Source organism: Paenibacillus sp. FSL R7-0331 (assembly GCF_000758645.1).
Taxonomy (GTDB): domain Bacteria; phylum Bacillota; class Bacilli; order Paenibacillales; family Paenibacillaceae; genus Paenibacillus_AQ; species Paenibacillus_AQ camerounensis.
In genome coordinates this window covers 6459293-6482254 of sequence record NZ_CP009284.1, presented here as the reverse complement: position 1 = coordinate 6482254, position 22962 = coordinate 6459293, and the positions used below count along the sequence as shown (strand labels likewise).

At 50.5% G+C, this 22962-nt stretch carries 19 protein-coding genes; all 19 read left to right on the top strand.

The annotated features are described in order from the left end of the window. Positions 1-58: 58 nt before the first annotated feature. The 19 genes from atpD (at position 59) to R70331_RS28195 (ending at position 22432) form a co-directional block, all read left to right on the top strand. Complete coding sequence (atpD, locus tag R70331_RS28285; RefSeq protein WP_042181320.1) at positions 59-1456, top strand: F0F1 ATP synthase subunit beta; 1398 nt, start codon at positions 59-61, stop codon at positions 1454-1456. Between the two features lie 103 nt (positions 1457-1559). Next, positions 1560-1976, top strand: a complete 417-nt coding sequence (locus R70331_RS28280) for a F0F1 ATP synthase subunit epsilon (protein WP_042181318.1) — start codon at positions 1560-1562, stop codon at positions 1974-1976. A 191-nt stretch (positions 1977-2167) separates the two neighbouring features. Further along, positions 2168-2425: a DUF1146 family protein gene (locus R70331_RS28275; protein WP_197071377.1), complete on the top strand. Its 258-nt coding sequence runs from the start codon at positions 2168-2170 to the stop codon at positions 2423-2425. Between the two features lie 199 nt (positions 2426-2624). After that, entirely contained in the window at positions 2625-3986 is a 1362-nt protein-coding gene (gene murA / locus R70331_RS28270) for a UDP-N-acetylglucosamine 1-carboxyvinyltransferase (RefSeq protein WP_042181316.1), read from the top strand. 248 nt (positions 3987-4234) lie between these two features. Then, a complete protein-coding gene (spoIID, locus tag R70331_RS28265) occupies positions 4235-5386 on the top strand; it encodes a stage II sporulation protein D (RefSeq protein ID WP_052419251.1) in 1152 nt (383 codons plus the stop codon). A gap of 60 nt (positions 5387-5446) precedes the next feature. Further along, positions 5447-6187 (top strand): stage II sporulation protein SpoIIQ, encoded by a 741-nt coding sequence (locus tag R70331_RS28260; RefSeq protein WP_042181314.1) that lies wholly within the window; start codon positions 5447-5449, stop codon positions 6185-6187. Between the two features lie 265 nt (positions 6188-6452). Further along, positions 6453-6740: a sporulation transcriptional regulator SpoIIID gene (gene spoIIID, locus R70331_RS28255; RefSeq protein WP_019915029.1), complete on the top strand. Its 288-nt coding sequence runs from the start codon at positions 6453-6455 to the stop codon at positions 6738-6740. A gap of 184 nt (positions 6741-6924) precedes the next feature. After that, a complete protein-coding gene (locus R70331_RS28250) occupies positions 6925-7923 on the top strand; it encodes a rod shape-determining protein (protein ID WP_042181312.1) in 999 nt (332 codons plus the stop codon). A 49-nt stretch (positions 7924-7972) separates the two neighbouring features. Continuing rightward, positions 7973-8848 (top strand): flagellar hook-basal body protein, encoded by an 876-nt coding sequence (locus tag R70331_RS28245; protein ID WP_042181310.1) that lies wholly within the window; start codon positions 7973-7975, stop codon positions 8846-8848. A 41-nt stretch (positions 8849-8889) separates the two neighbouring features. Further along, positions 8890-9711, top strand: a complete 822-nt coding sequence (locus R70331_RS28240; RefSeq protein ID WP_042181308.1) for a flagellar hook-basal body protein — start codon at positions 8890-8892, stop codon at positions 9709-9711. A gap of 8 nt (positions 9712-9719) precedes the next feature. Further along, positions 9720-9956 (top strand): DNA-directed RNA polymerase subunit beta, encoded by a 237-nt coding sequence (locus R70331_RS28235; RefSeq protein ID WP_042181306.1) that lies wholly within the window; start codon positions 9720-9722, stop codon positions 9954-9956. A 362-nt stretch (positions 9957-10318) separates the two neighbouring features. Then, positions 10319-10741, top strand: coding sequence for a 3-hydroxyacyl-ACP dehydratase FabZ (gene fabZ / locus R70331_RS28230; protein WP_042181304.1), 423 nt, complete (start codon positions 10319-10321; stop codon positions 10739-10741). A gap of 48 nt (positions 10742-10789) precedes the next feature. Then, a complete protein-coding gene (locus tag R70331_RS28225) occupies positions 10790-12505 on the top strand; it encodes a phospho-sugar mutase (protein WP_042181302.1) in 1716 nt (571 codons plus the stop codon). 133 nt (positions 12506-12638) lie between these two features. Then, positions 12639-14678 (top strand): DUF5693 family protein, encoded by a 2040-nt coding sequence (locus R70331_RS28220; protein ID WP_042181300.1) that lies wholly within the window; start codon positions 12639-12641, stop codon positions 14676-14678. Continuing rightward, on the top strand, positions 14651-15796 hold the full coding sequence (gene csaB, locus R70331_RS28215; protein ID WP_042181298.1) for a polysaccharide pyruvyl transferase CsaB: 1146 nt from the start codon (positions 14651-14653) through the stop codon (positions 15794-15796). Before R70331_RS28220 ends, csaB begins: the two co-directional genes overlap by 28 nt. A gap of 6 nt (positions 15797-15802) precedes the next feature. Continuing rightward, positions 15803-16558 carry a WecB/TagA/CpsF family glycosyltransferase gene (locus R70331_RS28210; protein WP_042181297.1) on the top strand — a complete coding sequence of 252 codons (756 nt, stop codon included), beginning with the start codon at positions 15803-15805 and terminating at the stop codon, positions 16556-16558. 116 nt (positions 16559-16674) lie between these two features. Next, the gene (locus tag R70331_RS28205) at positions 16675-17802 is read left to right on the top strand and encodes a glycosyltransferase family 4 protein (protein ID WP_042181295.1); all 1128 of its coding nucleotides are present in this window, start codon (positions 16675-16677) and stop codon (positions 17800-17802) included. 160 nt (positions 17803-17962) lie between these two features. Further along, positions 17963-21844: an S-layer homology domain-containing protein gene (locus R70331_RS28200; RefSeq protein WP_042181293.1), complete on the top strand. Its 3882-nt coding sequence runs from the start codon at positions 17963-17965 to the stop codon at positions 21842-21844. Between the two features lie 246 nt (positions 21845-22090). Further along, positions 22091-22432, top strand: coding sequence for a hypothetical protein (locus R70331_RS28195; RefSeq protein WP_042181291.1), 342 nt, complete (start codon positions 22091-22093; stop codon positions 22430-22432). Positions 22433-22962: the final 530 nt, after the last annotated feature.

Below are 22962 nucleotides of genomic sequence, written 5' to 3'. Positions count from 1 at the left end.
AGGTGAAGGCAGTCCGTTTCTTCTCAATGCAACAGCTTTCGAGGAGGGAAATAATAAGATGAACAAAGGACGCGTTGTAAGCATTATGGGTCCGGTTGTCGATATTGAATTTGAACGCGGCCAGCTGCCCGAGATTTTCAACGCTATCAGGATTGAAACCAGCTTGGCAAACGGCCGCAGCATTGATTTGACCCTAGAGGTATCCAATCACCTGGGTGACAATCTCGTACGTTGTATTGCTATGTCATCCACAGACGGCCTGGTACGCGGTCTTGAGGTTACTGACCTCGGCGGACCGATTTCCGTACCTGTCGGCGCGGCCACGCTTGGCCGTGTATTTAACGTACTGGGTAATCCTATTGATAACGGTGCTGATGTGGTTGCAGAGCGCAATCCGATTCACCGTCTGGCTCCGACGTTTGATGAATTGTCAACCCAGGCAGAAATTCTGGAAACAGGCATCAAGGTTATCGACCTGCTGGCCCCTTACGCCAAAGGCGGTAAGATCGGACTGTTCGGCGGTGCCGGCGTTGGTAAAACCGTAACGATCCAGGAATTGATTAACAACATCGCGCAGGAGCACGGCGGTATCTCCGTATTCGCAGGTGTTGGTGAACGTACCCGTGAAGGTAATGACCTGTACCATGAAATGACGGATTCCGGCGTTATCAAGAAAACGGCAATGGTCTTCGGACAAATGAATGAGCCGCCGGGCGCACGTCTTCGTGTAGCTCTGACCGGTCTGACTATGGCGGAATACTTCCGCGATGTGGAAGGCCGCGATACGCTGCTCTTTATCGATAACATATTCCGCTTTACCCAGGCGGGTTCCGAAGTATCCGCCCTGCTCGGCCGTATGCCTTCCGCGGTAGGTTACCAGCCTACACTGGCTACAGAAATGGGCCAATTGCAGGAGCGTATCACTTCTACCAAAAAGGGCTCCGTTACTTCGATCCAGGCGATCTATGTACCGGCGGATGACTATACTGACCCGGCTCCGGCTACTGCGTTTGCCCACTTGGATGCAACAACTAACCTTGAGCGTAAAATTTCCGAGAAGGGGATTTTCCCTGCGGTAGATCCGCTGGCATCCAGCTCGCGTATCCTTGCTCCGGAAATTGTCGGCGAAGAGCATTACAACGTGGCACAGGGCGTTAAGCAGCTGCTGCAGCGCTATACTGAGCTTCAGGATATCATCGCAATTCTCGGTATGGATGAGCTGAGCGAGGAAGACAAGGTTATCGTGGCCCGTGCCCGTAAAGTTGAACGCTTCCTGTCCCAGCCTTTCCACGTAGCTGAGCAATTCACCGGCTTCAAGGGCAAATACGTGCCGATCAAGGAAACTGTACGCAGCTTCAAAGAAATTCTGGACGGTAAGCATGATGATCTTCCGGAAGCAGCATTCCTCTTTGTCGGTACGATTGAAGAAGCGGTTGAAAAATCTAAATCCATGTAATTCTGGCAAGAGCATGCTTCGGGTAGCGGGCTTTACTTCGTAAAGCTTAAGCCTATGCTTTCGATGCGAGCTTAACGAAGTTAAGCTTTTAGGAGGAATGAAAGTGAATACCTTTCTGCTTGAAATTGTCACACCGGAGCGTCTTGTTTTCTCCAAGCAGGTGAATAGCCTGACGGTACGCGGAGCCAACGGGGAGCTGGGCATTTTGCCGGGACATATTCCGCTGGTGACACCGCTTCAGGTTGCTCCGCTCACTGTCAAAGCGGACGGCGTTACAACCACTATCGCTGTTCACGGCGGATTTGTGGAAGTGCACAAAGACAAAGTGACCGTGCTGGCAGAAAGCGCCGAGCTGCCTAAGGACATTGATGTAGAACGCGCCGAGGCGTCCAAAGAACGCGCCCAGCGCCGCCTTCAGTCCCGCAGCAAACAGGATGAGATTGATCACCGCCGTGCAGAGCTGGCGCTTCAGCGCGCAGTTACGCGGATTAAAGTGTCTACCGGAAAAGGACAACAGTAGTGAATCAGCGGTCAAGCCTAAGGCTTGTCCGCTTTTTTTATTGAGAATTACTGCTGATTATGAAATTCTCGTAACAATCCAGGCTATCTGGGCATGTAATGTTTAAAACTTTGTAAAAGTACTGGATTCTTTTGACCTGCGCAAGTATGATATAAGAGTCGATTTCCAAGTAACTTACACGGAGGGTTTCCATGGAACAATTGTTGGTTGAAGATTTGTCCAGTGCGGTCGGTACCAGCGGTCTGGTATCCATGATCGTTTCTTTACTCTGTGTAGTCTTATCTTGGTGGGCACTTCAGAACCTTAAGCTTGATTTGGTCATAAGATATCCCAAGAGCCCGCAGGGCAGACTGCTGCATTTGCTGCTGGCAATCGTCCTTGGTCACTTCGTGGCCGGCTTTCTGCTGGATTATCTGGGCTGGAGCGGGCAGATCCGCAACATGTTTTAATGACAGGAGGTTTGGTTATATCTGTCATAGACCCAAGCGGTAAAAAAGGTGTCGAATAATAAGGTTTTATTATGTCAACACTGATGTTTAAGGAACGTGCCCGCACATCGGGCGCAATGACGGAATATCCGATATTTTAACAGATGCATCTTACCTTCAAAATTAATTTCAGAAATAATGGACGCGGAGGGAAACCGAAATGAGCAAATTTATCGTCCGCGGTGGCAACAGATTGACCGGGAGCGTGAAAGTTAGCGGCGCAAAAAATTCCGTACTACCGATCATAGCCGCCTCTCTATTGGCAGAAGAAGGAGTCAGCGTTATTGTCGACGCTCCTCCGCTTGACGATGTAATGACAATCAGTAAAGTGCTGGAATCTCTGGGTGCGGGTGTTACATACCAGAACGATATCATCGAGGTGGATGCAAGAAGCATAGCTTCCTGCGAAGCGCCTTATGAATGGGTGCGCAAAATGCGTGCATCTTTCTTAGTCATGGGCCCGCTGCTGTCCCGTATGGGTCATACCCGGATTTCACTGCCCGGCGGCTGCGCGATCGGAACAAGACCGATAGACCAGCATCTCAAAGGCTTCGAAGCTCTGGGAGCAGAAATCAGCCTGGGTCAGGGCTACATTGAAGCCAAATCAAACGGCCGTCTGCGCGGAGCCAAGGTCTATTTGGATGTGGCCAGCGTAGGCGCAACTGAAAATATAATGATGGCTGCAGCACTTGCGGAAGGTGTTACTGTAATTGAGAATGCGGCGAAGGAGCCGGAGATTGTCGATCTGGCTAATTATCTGAACGGCATGGGCGGCATTGTCCGCGGTGCAGGAACCGGCGTTATCCGTATTGAAGGTGTTGAGCGCCTGCATGGCGTAAGACATCATGTCATTCCTGACCGGATTGAAGCAGGCACCTATATGGCGGCTGCGGCGATTACCGGCGGCGATGTCTATGTCGAGGGCGCTATTGCCGATCACCTTGGTCCTGTCATTGCTAAGATGGAGGAAATGGGTGTGACCATTCTTCCTGACGAGAACGGCATCCGCGTGATCAGCGACAAGCCGCTGAAGGCTGTTGACCTGAAGACACTGCCGTATCCGGGCTTCCCTACAGATATGCAATCCCAGATGATGGCGCTGCTGCTCCGCTCGGAGGGTACCTCTGTCGTTACCGAGACTGTGTTTGAGAACCGGTTCATGCACGTGGACGAATTCCACAACATGAACGCCGAGATTAAGATTGAAGGCCGTTCAGCGATCGTAACCGGCAATGCCCAGCTTGTGGGCGCCAAGGTATGTGCGACGGACCTGCGTGCAGGGGCTGCGCTCATTTTGGCGGGTCTTGTTGCCGAAGGCACAACAGAAGTCAGCGGAACCCATCACATTGACCGGGGTTATGTGAATCTGGCTGAGAAGCTGTCAGGACTCGGTGCGGACATTTGGCGGATCTCCATGCAGGAATCTGCTGCACCGGCTGCTAAGGAAGAAACGGTAAAGCCGGAAGCTTCAAAAAGTGAAGAGCTGAAGCCGCGTTTCCAGGTTCAGCCGACCTGGGTCTAATTATTGTTTATTTATCAAAGAAGACTGCTCCGCTTTGTGCGGGCAGTCTTCTTTTTTTATAAAATACGAATTTGTATGATTACGGTGTCCCTGCAAAGCACCTGATTCAGCCTCAATTTCAAAAAAACGCTATACGGGGTATTTAGGATTCTCTTACTCTCAGAATTATCAGCTCTAGCGTTCTAGCAGCATCCGGAGATTCATATCTATAAGAATCACCAGTGCCTACGGAAGGAGCCATAGAAGAGATGAGAGAGTTCCGCTACCTGAAACGCAGAATGAAGTTCCGCCGCGCCGCGCAGCCGCGCGCTCCCCGGATCAGGCGGCTCGCCCCCGCCGCCTGGCTGGCAGCCCCGCTGCTCGCGGGGCTGCTGCTGCCGCTGGCTCTTGTCCCGCTGCGCGGGGGACATGAGCCAGCCCAGGAGGCCGTGCCGCAGGCCACGGCCTCGCCGGCGCCGCCGGCAGCGGCTGCTGCGGAGGCGCCGCAGCCGGAAGTGACCGTCTATTTGTCGCGGAGCGGACAAATAGAGACCCTGCCGCTGGAGGACTACGTCAGCGGCGTGCTGGCGGCCGAGATGCCGGCGGACTTTGAGCTCGAAGCGCTCAAAGCGCAGGCTGTGGCCGCCCGGACCTTTATCGTCCGCCGTCTGCTGGCCGGCGACCACAGCGGGGTGCCCGTTCCTGAGGCCGATGTTAGCGATACGGTAAGCCATCAGGCTTACGTCTCGCAGGCGGTGCTGGAACGGGACTGGGCGCTCGGCGGCAGGAGCGCCGAGCTGGCCAAGCTGCGCCGCGCGGTCCTTGAGACGCGCGGAGTGATCATGACCTATAAGGGACAGCCGATTACGGCGTCCTTCTTCGCCTCCAGCGGAGGCTATACCGAAAATTCGGAGGATTACTGGAGTGTAGCCGTTCCTTATCTGCGCAGCGTCGCAAGCCCGTGGGAGCTTGAGATTACACCCAATCTCGCAGTTACGGTCAGCTTCAGCATCCAGGATCTGCTCAGCAGGCTGGGGCTGGACAACACAGCGCTGCACGCTTCCGCAGCCTTGCCTGCTGCTTCCGGCAAAGCGACGCCTGTATCTTCGACTTCCTCAGCCCTGCCGGCGGTAGTGCTGTCACTGACTGACGGCCACCGTGTCAAGGAAATCTCAATCGGCGGAACGGTTTTCACCGGCCGGGAGGTGCGCGAGAAGCTGGGGCTGCGCTCCAGCCAGTTCACCTGGAAGCGGCAGGGGGATGAAGTGCTGATTACGACCTACGGCAACGGACACGGGGTGGGCATGAGCCAGTGGGGGGCAAACGGGATGGCGAAGGAAGGCGGCACCGCCACCGGGATTCTCAAACACTACTACAGCGGAGTCCAGTTCAGCAAAGTCTCAACTCTTCTGAAAAAATAACTTGAAAGATACGTATAAAAGCGAACCGCCCGGTAACACTGGTTACTGAGGTGATAAACTATGAATGAACAAGACAAAAACAAGCAAACCCATGATGAATCTCTCAAAAACAAGCAGGGAGATTCAGGCGCTAAGCCTTCTTCATGGAACAGAGTTTTATCCAGACGATGGGTATTCCCGGCAGTCTACACGGCGGCAGCGGCTCTTATCCTAACCTTGGTGTGGTTCTATCAGGATGCCGGCCAGAAGCCGCTGAATCCTGACACCGCCGCTGTAGTTTCCCAGAATGTCAGCGGTTCCGGCAATGAAACCGGCACCCCGGCTGATCCGGAAGCGCTCGAGGTTGTCGCATCGGCAGAAAGCCTGGCCTGGCCGGTAGCCAGTCCAAGCGAAGTACAGGTTGTTAAGCCGTTCTATGATGAGAATGGTACCGAAGAGAATCATGTGGCCGCCATGGTGCAGTACAATGATACCTTTGTGCCGAATATCGGTATTGATATTGCCCGTGAGGACAATCAGACCTTTGACGTCAAGGCTGCACTCAGCGGTGAAGTGACCCGGGTCGAAGAGGTTGCCGTATTTGGCAAAGTGGTCGAGATTACCCATCCGGGCAATCTGAAGACCGTCTACCAGAGCCTTGGCGAGGTCAAAGTAAAGCAGGGCGATGAAGTGAAGCAGGGCGACACGCTGGCAACAGCGGGACGCAGTGAAATCGAGAAGGATCTCGGCAATCATGTACACTTTGAAGTGTATGAGGATGGCAAGGTTGTAAATCCTTCCGATCTGCTGGCCCAGCGTTAAAAGATATAAAAAGAAGCAGGGGGCATGCGCTCCCTGCTTCTTTTTACGGAAAAATATTTATTTTCCCTAAGGTTTACTGAGCTGCAACTTTTAATGCTTATTTTCACAAGCGCAACTTTAGTCCTGTTTTTACAAATCTGGAGCCCAAATGCCTGTCCCGGAAATAAAATGGGCACTCACAGGCTTGTCACGCCCTGAAAGCGCGAATATATAGGCCCGCCCCTCATATAATGTACCAAACTATCCACAGTTGGGAGGCGGGAGCGTGCACGATTACATCAAGGAACGGACGATCAAAATCGGACGCTGCATCGTGGAAACTAGGCATACAGTCCGGACTATAGCCAAGGAATTTGGCGTTTCAAAGAGCACGGTGCATAAGGATTTAACCGAACGCTTGCCGGAAATCAATCCGGATTTAGCGGATCAGGTAAAGCACATTCTCGAATATCATAAGTCGATCCGGCATCTGCGGGGGGGAGAAGCTACCAAGATCAAGTACAAAAAAACGACGGGCAAAAAACGTGAGGTTGCCGTAGCCTCAAAGCCATAAACTTTTCAGGGTTTTAAGCAATAATTCAGCTTTACCGCATTGTATACTTCCCCTAAAGTATGGTATTTTTAAATTTGGTACTACACAAGATGAACTTAATAATGATGACTTTTTGCATTATTAAGTTCACGTTCTACAACGGACCATATCTCATTTAAAATAACACTTTGGGGGCTCTTTCATTATGCTTAGCAAGGATATCGGAATCGATCTCGGCACTGCCAATGTGCTCATTCATGTAAAAGGGAGGGGAGTCGTTCTGGATGAACCCTCCGTGGTCACACTTGAAAGTGATACGAAACGGGTCCTTGCGGTAGGCGAGCAGGCACGCCGGATGGTCGGGCGTACTCCCGGCAATATTACAACAATCCGGCCGCTCAGAGACGGTGTCATTGCCGATTTTGCCATTACGGAAATGATGCTGAAATATTTCATTGACCGTGTGGGCGGGCGTACCTGGTACTCCAAGCCCCGCATATTGATCTGTGCCCCCACTAATATTACCTCTGTTGAACAGAAGTCAATCCGGGAAGCTGCCGAGCGGAGCGGAGCAAAGGATGTATATCTGGAGGAAGAGCCCAAAGCCGCAGCGATCGGGGCGGGCATGGATATTTATCAGCCAAGCGGAAATATGGTCGTCGACATTGGCGGCGGAACGACGGATGTAGCAGTCCTGTCTATGAACGACATCGTTACCGCCTCCTCTATTAAAGTTGCCGGAGACAAGTTCGACGAGGCCATTTTAAAATATATCAAACAGAAGTACAAGCTGCTCATTGGTGAGCGTACTGCCGAGGATATTAAGGTTACTATCGGTTCGGTCCGTCCGGGCGGCATGAAAGCCGAGATGGACATCAGAGGCCGGGATATGGTCAGCGGACTGCCCCAGACGTTAACCATTTCGTCCGGAGAGGTAAAGGAAGCGCTGTGGGACCCGGTTTCGATGATTGTGGCGGCGGCCAAGTCTGTACTGGAGCGTACACCGCCGGAGCTCTCGGCAGATGTTATTGACCGTGGCGTTGTTCTCACCGGCGGCGGTGCACTCCTTAACGGGCTGGACGAGCTGCTCTCCGAAGAGCTGCATGTTCCGGTGTGGGTAGCCGAGGACCCGATGCACTGTGTGGTTAAGGGAACCGGAATACTGCTGGATAATTTGGACAAAGCCGTTAAGAAAAAATTCTAGCATGCCGATATAAGGGATAACAGCAGATTCAGGAAGGGGAATTGCCCTCATGATTAGAGGATTATATACGGCCGCTGCCGGCATGGTTACGCAGCAGCGCAGACATGATACGGCGACGCAGAACATTGCCAACTTAAATACTACGGGGTACAAGCAGGTCAACACTGTGACCCATGCCTTTCCCGATGTGTTGATTTCGGCAATGAGCGGCGGCATAACGAAGCAGGTCGGCCGCCTCAATACGGGGGTTTTTGCTGAACAGGCTGTTTCCCAATATTTGCAGGGTGATCTGATTGAAAGCGGCAAAACCTTTGATTTTGCGCTGTCAGGTGATCTGCAGGTTGGAGATCCGGCAACCGGGGAGAATATCCTGTTTGACGGTTCGGGCAAATATGTAAGTGAAGACGGCGAGGTTACTTACCAGCCGCAGGCTTTTTTTACTGTGCAGGATAATGAAGGTAACAATTTATATACAAGAAACGGAAGCTTTACTGTAAATGCAACGGGCGAAGTGCTCAGCTCCGGAGGATTTAGAGTGCTTGATGCTGCAGGCAACCCGCTTGTGCTGGAAGAACCGACAGATGATCTTGCTGTGGACGGGCTGGGCAACCTGCTGGACCCGGCTACAGGGCTCCCTTCCGGAACGAAGCTGGGCATCAGCATCGTTTCCAGACCGCAGGAGCTCATCCGTGACGGTAACGGTGTGTTTCACGCAGATGATGCCAATGCAGCGCAGATCCGCTATGCGGATGCGGGCGACAATCTGCAGCTGCGTCAGGGATATATTGAAGGCTCTAATGTGGATGCTACCCAGGTGACAGTCGATATGAATGCTGCTTACCGGGCTTACGAGGCCAATCAGAAGGTTATCCAATTTTATGACAGCAGTCTGCAGAAGGCGGTCAACGAAATAGGCAGGATTTAAGCCGGAACAAGGCACACAAGCTTTTTAGGAGGGAATAACCTTTGAACAATTCGACGATCGGTGCTGCCGTCTCTATGTCCAGTCTGCAGCAGCGTCTGGATATCATTGCTGATAATATTGCGAACATGAATACGAACGGCTACAAAAGCAAGGAAGGGTCCTTTGAGGATGTGCTGACCCGTGTCCAGCAGCAGTCCAAGGATTATGATCAGCCCGGCCGCAGTATGCCGCTCGGCTTCAACATGGGGTTCGGGGTCCGTGTAGCTTCGGTAACCAGCAACTGGGAAGAGGGACCGCTTCAGGAAACCGGGAATCCGACAGATCTGGCGCTGCAAGGCAACGGGCTGTTCGGGGTACAGGTCAACGGCAGTACTGCCTATACACGCCAGGGTGATTTCCATTTCATGCCTGATCCGGCTGATGCACAGCAGATGATACTGGTTGATAATAAGGATAATCCGGTGCTGAACACAGAAGGTAATCCGCTCAGGGTGCCGGCAAACGTAAGTGCGGCGATTGATGAGAAAGGCCGGGTGCTAACCAAAACCGGCGAGAATGAACCCGTACAGCTTGCGGGCACCATTATGATTGTGGAGCCGCTAAGCAAGACGGCTTTACAGGCTGTAGACGGTAACTTTTATGTGCTGCCTGAGGGCGTGACGGAAGAGCAGGCTTTTGTTCAGCGTGAGGCTGGTGAAGAGACGGCTTTTGGCGTGCGTTCCGGATATCTGGAGCAGTCCAATGTGGATTTAAGCAAGGAAATGACGGAGCTTATGCAGCTTCAGCGCACATACCAGCTGGCTGCCCGTGCGCTTTCCTCCAGTGACCAGATGCTTGGGCTGGCCAATAATATGCGCGGGTAGGTGAAGGAATGAGTGCTCAGAACAAGCCAAAGCCGGAAGAGGACAAGCAGAAGCAGAAGCCGGTCAAACGGAGGGGCATATCCAAATGGACGGTTACCCAGTGGTTTCTGATTCCTCTCCTGCTGATCGCGGCGCTCGCCGGCGGATTAGTTGCAGGATATGTCGTTATCGGCAAAAGGGAATTCAGCGATGTGCTCCAGTGGAGTACATGGAAGCATGTCTATGACCTCGTCTTTGCACCTTAATATATGTGTTTTTTGGAACTCCCTTGTTGTACAGGGGAGTTTTCTTTTTTATACTGGAAAATGTATAATGAGTGGGGATTGCCGGACAAACGGAACCTCGTTATAGAGGCTAAGCCTTAACTTTATCAAAGCTCCCGGACAAAGGCTTCCGGACACGAGCAAAAAGGGCCCTCTCCGCCGTGCTGCCGCGTGCGGCGGAGAAAGCCCCTTATCTTAACCTCCACTGCTGCAGGTGGTGAAGGATAATTATAGTTTTTACCGGAGCAGTCCAACTTTATGCAGGCTTCAGCAAAGAATAAAGCTGCAGCCTGCTGAGAAGATTGCCGGACAATGCGGTTTAATCCGAAAGGAGTATTGCCTAAATGCTGAATATCAATGAAATCCAGGAAATAATACCCCACCGGCCCCCATTTCTGCTGGTGGACAAAATTATCGAAATCGAAATGGGCAAACGGGCTGTAGGCATCAAGAATGTAACCGTGAATGAGCCGTTTTTTGCGGGGCATTTTCCCGGATTTCCGGTTATGCCGGGTGTACTGATCACAGAGGCATTGGCCCAGGTTGGTGCTGTAGCCATTCTCGGGGTTGAAGCAAACCGGGGAAAGATCGGTTTTCTGGCAGGGCTGGACGGCTTCCGTTTCCGCGGTCAGGTTGTGCCGGGCGATACGCTTACCCTTGAGGTAGAAATCACCAGACTCAAAGGCAGCATCGGAAAAGGCCAGGCTACCGCTAAGGTAGACGGTAAGGTTGTGGCTTCCGGCGAAATTATGTTTGCACTTAGCTAGCACCAGTTATATTACCCTAAATTAAAGATGGAGAAGGAGAGATTCATTATGACTCAATTAAGCCCGAAAGCCGCAGAAACACTCCGACGCTGGCTGCAGGACCCTTCTGTTGATGAGAACACCAAGCAAGAGCTGAATCTTTTGGCAGATGACCCGCAGGAGCTGGAGGAACGCTTTTACAGAGACCTTGAATTCGGTACAGGCGGTCTGCGCGGAGTAATCGGCGCCGGCAGCAACCGGATGAACCGTTACACTGTGGGCAGAGCTACCCAGGGCTTTGCTAACTATATTCTTGAGCAGCATAAGGGTGAGGGCAGGCCTTCGGTTGTAATCGCCCATGATTCACGCCGGTTTTCCCCGGAGTTCACGCTGGAAGCAGCGCTTGTTCTGGCCGGCAACGGAATCGAAGCACATCTATTCTCTTCCCTGCGCTCTACGCCGCAGCTGAGCTTCAGCGTACGCCATTTGAAAGCTTCAGGAGGCGTAGTTATTACGGCAAGCCATAACCCTCCCGAGTATAACGGCTACAAGGTGTACAATGCCGAAGGCGGACAGCTTGTACCGGATGAGGCGGAGAAAGTGATTTCATACATATTGGAGGTTGATTCCTTCAATGGTGTCAAACGTCTTTCCCGTGAAGAAGCCGAGAGCCAGGGCTTGCTGCACTGGCTGGGAGAGCAAGAGGATGAGGCCTTTACGGATACAGTTGCAGCTGTCAGCGTTGCCCGCGAGGAAATTACATCTGCGATCGGTAAGGACTTCCGGATTGTCTATACTCCGCTGCACGGGACAGGCAATCTGCCGGTCCGCAGTGTCTTGAACAAGATCGGCTTCACTGAAGTACATGTGGTACCGGAGCAGGAGCAGCCTGATTCCGAGTTCTCTACCGTAAAATCCCCGAATCCCGAAGAACGTGAAGCGTTCACGCTGGCAATTAAACTGGGTGAGGAGCTGGGTGCCGACCTGCTGATTGGTACTGACCCGGATGCAGACCGTATGGGAGCCGTTGTCCGTGATAATGAAGGCAAATTCGTTGTCCTGTCCGGCAACCAGTCAGGTGCACTGATGATTCATTACTACCTGAGCCGCCTGCAGGAGCAGGGCAAGCTGCCAAGTAACGGCGCAGTTGTCAAAACGATTGTTACCAGTGAGATGGGAGCAGCTGTGGCCTCGCATTATGGCGCTACTGTGTTCAATACACTGACCGGATTTAAATATATCGGTGAAAAAATGACCCAGTTCGAGCAGTCCGGTGAGTATACCTACCTGTTCGGATACGAGGAAAGCTACGGATATCTCGCAGGCAACTATGCCCGTGATAAAGACGCCGTGCTCGCCTCCATGCTGATTGCCGAAGCGGGCGCGTATTACAAGGCCCAGGGCAAGACACTGTATGATGTGCTTCAGGAGCTGTATGAGCAGTTCGGCTACTTCCTGGAGAGCCTGGAATCACGTACGCTTAAGGGTAAGGACGGTGTAGCGCAGATCCAGGGAATCATGAGTGACTGGCGTAATAACCCGCCGCAGGAAATTGCCGGTGCAGCAGTTACTGAAGTACTCGATTATTCGCTTGGACTCAGCGGACTGCCGAAGGAAAACGTGCTGAAGTATCTTCTGTCCGACGGTTCCTGGTTCTGCCTGCGTCCATCCGGTACAGAGCCGAAAATTAAAGTATACTTTGCGGTTCGCGGAGAATCGCTGCAGAATGCGAAAGACAAGGTAGCCGCGCTTACAGAGCAGGTTATGGCCCGTGTCGACGGGTAATACTATTTTTGCCTGATATCAAGCTTTCTCACAGAAACGGATACTGCTCCTGACGGGACAGCCATCCGTTTCTGCTTGAGTTAAAGCAATTTTGCGGTATGAAGGCTTTGAAGTGAAAGAGGAGGTACTTTTGGTGCAGCAGAAATGGCAACATTGGAATATAGCTTCGCGCAAATGGTTATGGATACTCGTGGTGGTAGGTGTACTGTCCGCTCTCCCGGTTGTCTATGACCGTCTGCAGACTGAGAAGTCATCCAAGACGGTTGAATTTGTATTTGATTACCGTGATCTCGTTGAGGTGGCCAGCTACCGTGTTAATCCTAAGGATTATATTTCGGAGCAGCTTGACCGGCTGAAGGAAGCCGGTGTACAGAGCATGGCTATCTACGAGAGCAATCTGGAGGACTACCGCAAAGCCCGCCGCCTGATGATCTGGGGGGCAACGGATATTGCCAATCTTACAGATACGGTGATTCCGGAGAATGAGAACTATACATACGTCCTCTTTACGAGCGCGGAGAATAGTTCGGTGCTCGCGCCGCTGATTCAGGAGGCATTTAACGCCTTGGATATCGCCACTGAAAGCTGGAGCTTCCGCGGGCAGCAGGGCCTGATTATTAAGACTCCGCTGGAAAATGCAACTCTTAAGCCGCTTCAGCCGGACCCGTTCAATCTGGAGCTGCTGCATGAGAAGGGCTTCAGCATTGTGCCCCGTCTGTTGGACTCTCTCGTGTACAACCAGGAAGCCGTTACGGGCCTGCTTGACCGTTACCAGGAGCTTGGCGTAAAGCGTATCCTCTTTGAAGGAGAGTCCGTTAAAGGCTTCTCGGATGATGCTGACACAGGCAGCCTGACCGCTTTTGCAGAGCTCCTCAAGGAACGCGGGATGGGTATTGCTGCTATTGAGAATATTAAAGCCCAGCAAAAGGGCTTCAGCAAGCTGGCTTACCTGCTTGATTACAACGTTGCGCGCCTGTATTCGCTGAGTGAAGGCGACTCAGGACTTTCGCCGGAGGTTATCTCAGACCGGTTCGCTCTGGCGACAAAAGACCGGAACATCCGGATGCTGTATCTTAATACCATTCCTTCAAGGGATACTACTAAAGCACAGATTACCGATACGCTGGACAATCTGGTAACGAGCCTTAGCGGCCCGGACGGGGCGGTTAAGAAGATTGAAGATAACGGTTTTACATTGGGACAGGCTGAAGCATTTAAGGTAGTGGATTCTTCCTTCCAGCGTTACTTTAAGCTCGGGGCCGTTATCGGCGCAGTATCCATGGTAGCTTTGCTGGTGTCTTACTTCGTTCCTTGGCTTACTCTGGCAGCCTGGGTTATCGGGCTGATCGGAAGTGCGGGCCTGATGCTGCTGAAGCCGGAGCTGTTTGAACAGGCGCTGGCGCTTGCTGTTGCCATCAGTGCACCGACAGTTGGCATGGTGCTGGCGGTCCGCAAGATTAATGAACAGGGCCCGCCGCTGCGGAGCAACAAACTGACTTATGCTGTCATGAGCCCGGGACGCCGGCTGGCGCATAGTCTGGTGCTCTATATTAAGACGGCGCTTATCTCACTTAGTGCCGTACCTTTTGTTATTGCATTGCTCAATAATATTACCTACAGTCTCGTTCTTGACCAGTTCCGCGGCGTCAGCCTGCTGCACCTGGCTCCGATAGGGCTGACTGCGCTCTATGTGCTTTTATACCGCGGGGAGTTTGCCTTTAATAAGACCGGTAAGCTGCTTCGTACACCAATTACATTAGCTATGGTGGTTGCGGCTGGAGTTTTGGGTATATTGGGTATGTATTATTTAAGCCGCACCGGCAACAGCGGCAGTGTCAGCTCAATTGAAATGACCTTCCGGACCTTCCTGGAGAATACAGTCGGTGTCCGGCCGCGTAACAAGGAATTCCTGCTTGCCCATCCACTGTTCATTTTGGGCGCATTTATGGCCTACAAATACCGCAATGCCGCCTTTATCATGATTATCGCGGTTATCGGCCAGCTGTCGATGGTTGATACCTTTGCCCATATCCATTCTCCGGTGCTGATTTCATTAATCCGCGGAATTCTTGGTCTGGGTCTTGGGCTTATTATCGGCCTGATTGCCGTAGGAGTCTGGCAGATTGCGGAAGGGTGTTGGAAACGATGGTCACCACTGCTCAAAAAATTATAATTTCCGGATATTACGGCTTCAGCAATAGCGGAGATGAGGCTGTTCTGCAGTCCATTCTGAATGCATTGCACAGGCAGTCTCAAGCTGCCGGCATAACCATTGAGCCTGTTGTTTTATCGATAGATCCGGAATGGACAACTGCCGCCTACGGGGTCAAGGCAGTCCACCGGATGAAACTGGGCGAAGTCCGGCAAGCCATTTCGGAGAGTGCCGGTCTGATCAGCGGAGGCGGAAGCCTGCTGCAGGATGTGACGAGTTCAAAGACGATCCCCTACTACCTGGGGATTATAAAGCTGGCCCAATGGATGGGGAAGCCGACTTTTATTTATGCCCAGGGCATCGGCCCGGTTAACCGGAAGCTGTTCCACCCGCTGATAAAATCGGTATTCCGCAAATGTGCCTATGTATCCGTTCGTGATGCCCAGTCACGCCAGCTGCTCCAAAGCATGGGGCTGGGCGAAAACGTGCAAATCGTTCCCGATCCTGTAATGGGCCTGGAGCTTCCGGATGGAGGCGGGCAAAAGGGCGCCGCAGGAGGTCCGGCTGCAGAAGCAGCCCCTTCTCTAAAAACCGTCGGTATATCCGTCCGTTTCTGGGAAGAATCACGGCAGGAGCTGAATGCCATCGCAGAAGGTCTGCTGAAGGCCTGCTCCAAGACACCGCTCCATCTGAGCTTTCTGCCGTTTCATCATCCCTTGGATAATGAGGCTTCACGCTATATGATGCAGAAGCTGGAGAAGGAAGTAGCTGCACTGGGAGGGAGCGTAAGCCTATGTGAGGATGCGCTCCATCCGCAGCACATGCTGCGTGAGGTTGCGGCGTGTGATGCCCTGATCGGCATGCGGCTTCACAGCCTGATTTATGCCGCGGGCAGGCGCGTCCCGCTAATGGGAGTCTCTTATGACCCCAAGATTGATCATTTCCTGGAGCGGATACGCTGCAAGCCGGTTGGGTCGACGGCTGCGCTGGATAGCGGCAAAGTTGCTGCAGAGCTGCTGCTGCTGCTTGAGCAAGGGGAAGCCTGGAAGCAGGAGAGGGAACCGCTTATTGCCGCCCTGGTCGATGAAGCGGAGGCGCCGGCCCGCCGGATTGTAGAATATTTATGCCGTAAAGGATGATTAAAAGTGAAAGCAGATAGTATTTTACCTACTGTACCGATTTTTGGCATACGCGTCTCTAAGGTCGATATGCAGGCTACGGTCAGCTACCTGACCGATGCAGTACGTAACCGGGAGCCGCATCAGGTTATTACTGCCAATCCCATTATGGTTATGGCTGCACTGGAGAACCCCTCTTATATGGAGATTATGAAATCCGCAGAACTGGTTGTTCCAGACGGAACAGGTGTTGTGTGGGCCGCAGATTATTGCAAGGAGCCTGTGGCTGAACGTGTAGCCGGTTTTGATCTCTTACATGAATTGCTGCGTCAAGGCGAAAGCTATGGCTGGAGGGTTTACCTGCTGGGTTCGACGCCTGAGGTGATTCGGGAGACTGTTTCCAGGTTACAATCTCAATATCCGCGTATCGTTATTGCCGGCTGCCGCGACGGGTTCTTCGGGCCGGAGTCGGATGAGGCTGTTGTCGCCGATATCGTGAAGACCCGGCCGGACCTGCTGTTTGTTGCCAGAGGTGCAGACAGCCAGGAGCCATGGATCGCCAAATTCAAATCCGAGCTGAATATTCCTGTGATGATGGGAGTGGGCGGCAGCTTTGATGTAATCTCCGGCAAAAGCAAAAGGGCGCCGATTGCATTCCAGAAACTGCGGGCAGAATGGTTATACCGTCTTTTAAAAGAGCCTACACGTTATAAAAGAATGCTTGCGCTGCCGAAATTTGCAGTAAAAGTGCTGCGTGAGAAAGATAAAGTGACAAAAGCCTAGAAAAATGAGCAAATATACCGGGAATATCCGAACAACAGCCCAAAAACGGAATTGGAATTTGTTTTTCTTTCAGCGTATAATTCAATGCGGTAGAGAAATGGGGGTCGACTTTTCAAATGTTAATTGTATACATCGCCGGATTTATTGTGTGCATGGGAATTGCGCTTCTCTTGACACCGCTAGTGAAGAAATTCGCTATTAAGATCGGTGCCACGGATGTGCCTAATGCCCGTAAAGTGCATACAAGAATTATGCCCCGCCTCGGCGGATTAGGTATCTTCCTGGCGTTTGTGTTAGGCCTGCTTGCCGTGTTGCCGATTATTCCGTACGATTTCACTTCACGGGAGACGCATTTTATCAAAGCGCTGCTGTGCGGCGGCGGACTGATTGTTCTGATCGGCGGTCTTGATGACCGGTTCGAGCTTTCTGCCAAAGTGAAGCTGCTGGGCCAGATTGCTGCAGCATGCATCGTCGTTTTCGGTTTTGGCATTACTGTTGATTTCGTAAATATTCCATTTAATAATACGTATTCCTCACTGGAGAGCTGGATTGCCGTACCGTTGACGATTTTCTGGATTGTCGGCGTCACCAATGCGGTTAACCTGATCGACGGCCTGGACGGGCTCGCTGCCGGTGTGTCTGGTATAGCAATTGCAACTATCGCTGTTATGGCCTTTCTGATGGGCAATACAATGGTTGCGCTCCTGTGCCTGCTTCTGCTTGGCAGTATCTTGGGATTTTTGTTCTTTAACTTTCATCCCGCCAAAATTTTTATGGGGGATACCGGATCTCTGTTTCTCGGGTTCTGTCTGGCACTGCTGGCACTGCTCGGATTCAAGCAGATCGCTGTCGTATCCTTTATCACACCGCTTCTGATTATCGGAGTTCCCTTATCCGATACATTTTTTGCAATCGTACGCCGCAAGCTGCAGAAGAAGCCGATTTTTGCACCTGACAAGGGGCATCTGCATCACTGCCTGCGTGAGCTTGGATTCAGCCACCGTCAGACGGTGCTGATCATTTACGGCATCGCCGCTTTCTTTGGTGTACTGGCTGTCATTCAGACCTCTGCATCGCTGTATGAAGCGAACTGGGTTACTTTTGTAGTCATATGCGTCATGCTGTTCTTCTTACAGATCGGCGCGGAAATTACAGGAGTCATCAGCAAAACCAAACGTCCGCTTATCGACTTATTCTTGAGAATGCGCCTCAAGCTTGCGCCTCAGCGCAGCTCGAAATCTTAGAATTTCGCAATAATACAGGTTTATAATGTTAAATTAACAAAACTCATCCTTTTTAAGGATGAGTTTTTGCTTTTCTCCCTAACAAGATAGCCGGAAGTAACCGATATAAAAAAAAGTGAAGGTCACGAAGAGAACTTTAACTTAAAGGAGAGATACACACATGCAACGCTTTAAGAGACCATTTGTCTGGGTGCTGCTTGCGGCTCTGATCGTTTCTATGTTCCCAGGCAAATATATGCCTCAGGCGGCCGCGGCCGATGCAGTCACAACTTATTTTACTCCGGATGATCAGACATTGCGATCCACTGTAGTGCTGGATCCGAGTGCTCTTGGAACCGCAGCTAATGCTATCACGCGTGATAGAGTTTTTTTGACGAGTAATCAGACGCTTAATATAACCGGTGTTTACTCACAGGTAACATCCACCACAATGAAGGTTGTTGTGGAGCAGCTGTCGCAGGACAGCACAGGTAAATGGGTGACAGATTCCACCCGGGTGACAACAGGGACTGTAACAACGGACACTAACAGCCCCGGCAACCGCTTTGTAACCAGCGGAGTGACGCTTTACTCCGGCTTTAACAAAATTACGTTTTCAGGTCTGCAGGGGAATTTGACCCGTTCAGAGTCCTTCTACGTCCTGTATGACAGAGTGCCCTATATTACTTCTCTTCAAGTATTGGGCGGACCGGCTGCGCTTAATTTAAATGAAGGTACACAGGTAGTCGTACCGGTATCCTCCATTACACTGCAGGGAAAAGTAGCCAATGCTACTAAAGTTACGGTATCGCTTAACGGCGGTACAGCCCTTCAGACCTCATTGCTGGAGGATGGCACCTTTTTCACACCGGCCTTAACATTGAAGCCTGGATTGAGCTCGCTTCAGATTATTGTGCAGAATGCCTCTGATAAAATAACGATAGACCGTAATGTGTACTTTTTTGATACGGACCAGCCCTATGCTTCATTAAATCTGATGCATGCCAATAGCCCGTATTCGCTGATTGATAATACACCAACACTATCAGTAGAAAACAAATTTACCGCCGGCTTGTCCGGGGAAATTCTGCTTCCTTACAATGCTTCCTCTTTCGGGGGAGCTACAGGTACAGGGGAGTTTGTTATCAATGCCGGTACCACGAGTGAGGTTAAGATTAGAACAATAACGACCACTCAGGAAATGACAATCCCTGGTCCAGACGGTATTACACCGGCATATAAGCTGGTGAAATTCTCAACCTCTGAGGATGTTCCGATTGCTACGGGGAGCAATGATTTTACACTTACAGTGAGATTCGGCAATTTTACTGCTTCACTTGTAAAGTCTTATTATTATGTTCCTGGTGAAACAGTAATTAATAATATCTACTATCTTCCTGATTATGATACGGGAAAAAGCATTGCAAATGTGTCCAAGCTTCCGCTGAACGGACAGCAGATGGAAAAAGATAATTTCTACATTATGCTTAAGACCAATGTAATCCCAAGGGGCGATCTGGCGGGGATGTATCTGCCTCTGAGCACTAAGGGGCTGGTGCTTACAAAAGTTAACGCAACAGGGCTTGCCAGTGACGGTACTGAGCAGGTTTATAGAGTCACAGGCTTCTCTAATGGACAGCAGAAGGTACAGTTTAAATACGGCAGCTCTAATTCAGTCTACAATGTAGATATTTCATATGTATCCAAGAACTATATCTACGTCAGCAACCTGCAGGATGGTCAGACTATCGAATATAACTCCAACACGACCACAAGCATTACGGTAGAAGGCGAATATATTGGTTTTGAAAATATCTCGAACGCCCAATTTCAGATTAACGGGAAAGACAGCGCTTCGTACGATACATCTGGTCCCAAGCAGTTTGATGTCAGCATGACTGCTCCGAAATTCAAGGTCACTTTAAAGATTGATCAGGCAGGACCGCTGGTATATGGTGAAAACACCCTGCTGTTCACCGGGATTTCCATGGATTCTTCGGGTAACCAGCGTGTCATTACCAAAGAGCTGCGTATCTACATCATTGATACCAATGTATCCAATCTGTCGCAGTTTCATCCGGTCCTGACCGCAAACCGTCCGGTCTTTGAGACGGATTCACGTTCTAATGATGCCAAACGCAATGCCATTCTGACCCTGCCGGCGGAGATCACTTATACTGACGGCAAATATGTAACGACCAGAGATAACTATGATCTGGTGCTGCAAGGCGGAGGAGCAACGATTCTTAATCTTTATATGGGCTCTGACCTGGTCTTTAGCTCTGTTGGTATAACCGATATGCTCAAAGAAAATAACGTAGACAACTATACTTCACCAGGCACCTATGGTTCACTGATTTATGATTATGTTGGTACCACTAAAGATTTCCTGCTGCGGATCCGCGATCTGAAATTTGATGCACCTGGCAGTCATGTCTACACGCTGGAGCTGATCAATAAGACCGGAGCCAGAACAACACAGAGAATTGAGATTGTACGTGAAGTATTGCCTTACCGCATTTTGGCCCCTGTAGCCACAGTGGGTGACCAGATTGTAGTGAACAAGAACTTTGTACGTTTTGATATTGAAGCTGAAGGCGCAACTAAGGTTATGATCGACAAGTACGAGGCTGTACCTCGTTCGGACCTGGCGAACCGCTTCACCTACGATTTTGTCGGCCTGAAGCCGGATAAAGCTACCTCAATAAAAATTCAGATTGTACGTGAGGATTCGACCCTAAACGATACGGTCACCGTATATTACGCCAGTGCAGTTCAGATTGATACGGAGTACATGGCCGAGAAGGTTGCGACCAAATACAGCGTGTTTAATAAACAGCTTGAGCTGAATTTCCCTAAAGGAACACTGATGAAGGGGTATACCAGTACCGGTGCGGCGAAGTATTATCCTGATACCAAGCTGTTGTTCGGGATTGCAGATCCTACTGACGGGGTTGTAGAACGCAAAAATGATTATGGCAACATCATTAACGTCAGCCCGTTCGACGAAAGATTTGTAGGAGTTCAAAAGCAGCTCGTTATTCTGCAGGAGCTGGTGCTCCGGTTCACTTCTTCGGCGACAAACAGTAACTTCTCCAGAGTCTCGGATATTTACTGGCTGAGCGGCGGTCTTGGAGAGGTTGGCACCAAGGGAAGCAGCAGTTATGTGCCTGCAACAAACGGAGTTGCTCCATACTCTATCGAGGGTAATTTTACACAGATCAGCCAGACACGCAAAATCGTTCCGTCCCAGCGCGGTGAATTGAAGCTCAGCTTCAGTCCGAACGTGGTGGATGAGGTTGGTTCGACCGTTACTGTATTCCGTTATACAGATTCAGGAAAGTGGGAGAACATCGGCGGTGAAGTGGACACCAAGAATCATACCGTCACGGTTCCTTTCGATGAATTCGGCTATTATACGGTTATGAAGCTGCGCCGCGGCTTTACTGATATAACAAACCATCCGTGGGCGCGTAATATCCTAAACGGCTTGTATTCCAAAGGCATTATGACCAACCTGCGTTCTGACGCATTCGGCGCCGATGATACAACTACCCGCGGGGAATTTGCAACCCTGCTGGTTACCGGCCTTAATATTCCGCTGGATTTTGATACGAACAAGCAGACCTTCTTCGATATCGTGCCGGAGGCTGTATCGACGACCTGGAACTTCAAGAGTATTGAGACAGCTGCGAGAGCGGGGATTGTCACGGGACTGAGTGACGGATTCTTTGGTCCGGACCAGGCTCTGACCAGAGAGCAGGCCGCTGTTATGATTGCCCGGGCACTTAAGCTGAAAATGTCAGCGAATGATGCCAAGCTGGTAGCCACTCTAAATAAATCCTTTGTGGATTCAGGCAGCATGGATTACTACTCACGCCCGGCTATTGAAGCAGTGTCCAAGGCGAAGATCATGGAAGGCAGTGCAGTTACTGTTACGGGCCAGTCCAAGCCGGTATACAACTTCAATCCGAAGGGTAAGCTAACCAGAGCGGAAGCCGGTAAGATTGCCGTAGCCCTTCTTCAGAAGAGCACCAGCATTTTCCCTAAAACATTCAACTAATAGAGGGTTTGAACCGCCGGGCTGCGACAACCGTTCGCGGCCCGGCTTCTTTTATTCGTAAAAATCTTTATTCTCTGCATAATATAAGGAGTTAATTTGTGCAGATAAGGATATACTTTAGATTATGAATATGCGGCTGTTTATTTGAAGGAAATTACATATAACCGACATTAACTTTGTAATCTGCACTGTTTTACGTTACAATAACTTAGAAAATAATTTTTTTCTGAAAGGTGAAAGCCATCGATGAAACCGATTTTATCAAAAGCGCAGCTGGATTACACGAAAGCAAAGAACTTGTTTGAGAATAGAGCAAAAGTTTTGGAAAAGGAAATTGCCGCTAAGCGCGCACTGCAGGAAATTACACAGGAAGTAATGGAAGAGCTTGTGCAGGCAACCGGATTCCATGATGCTTACAATGAACTTGTCATTGCGGAGAATGCTTTGATTGAATGGTCCCATACAACGATTAAGCATGAAAAGAGCTACCGCGAAAACCGTGCGGCGATCGATGCGATGTACGAGAATGTGAATTCCAGCCCTGAGAAACGTCAGGAATTGATCCAGTTATCCATGAAAATCCGTTAGAGGATATGTTTATAGAAGGAAAGCGCCGGAAACGGCGCTTTTTTTGTTATCAATTTAGGCAACCTTTATGTATTTGGTTTAGCTTTAGCGGACCTTCTCCATTTTGTGCATTTTTATTAGGCAGAGCAGCTGTGAGACTGGTTTGAAAAAGGAGAAATATGTTTATTTACTTAACAAATATTGCTTAATGACGCTGCGAAAGTCTCTATGCTATACTAATTCCCGTAGCCGCCCATGATTAACAATAGTTAGTAGAAGATACAAATGTATCTTTTATTGATCCAGGGAGCACAGCAATAATTTTTTAGAAAAAACTTTTGAACGAAGCGCAACTTTTTAAAAACTTCTGCGTTTAAGATGTAGAGTCACTTACACCGGGCATTTGCGGTAAAGAGCTGAAAGGTTCAGGCAGTGCCAGATGGAAAAATTAGCTTTACGTGACTAGAGGCACATTGTATAATACTTAGGTAGAATTAGGAATCTAGTATTAGTCTGCCTTAAAACTGGTTACAAGTTTCTGTGATACCCGT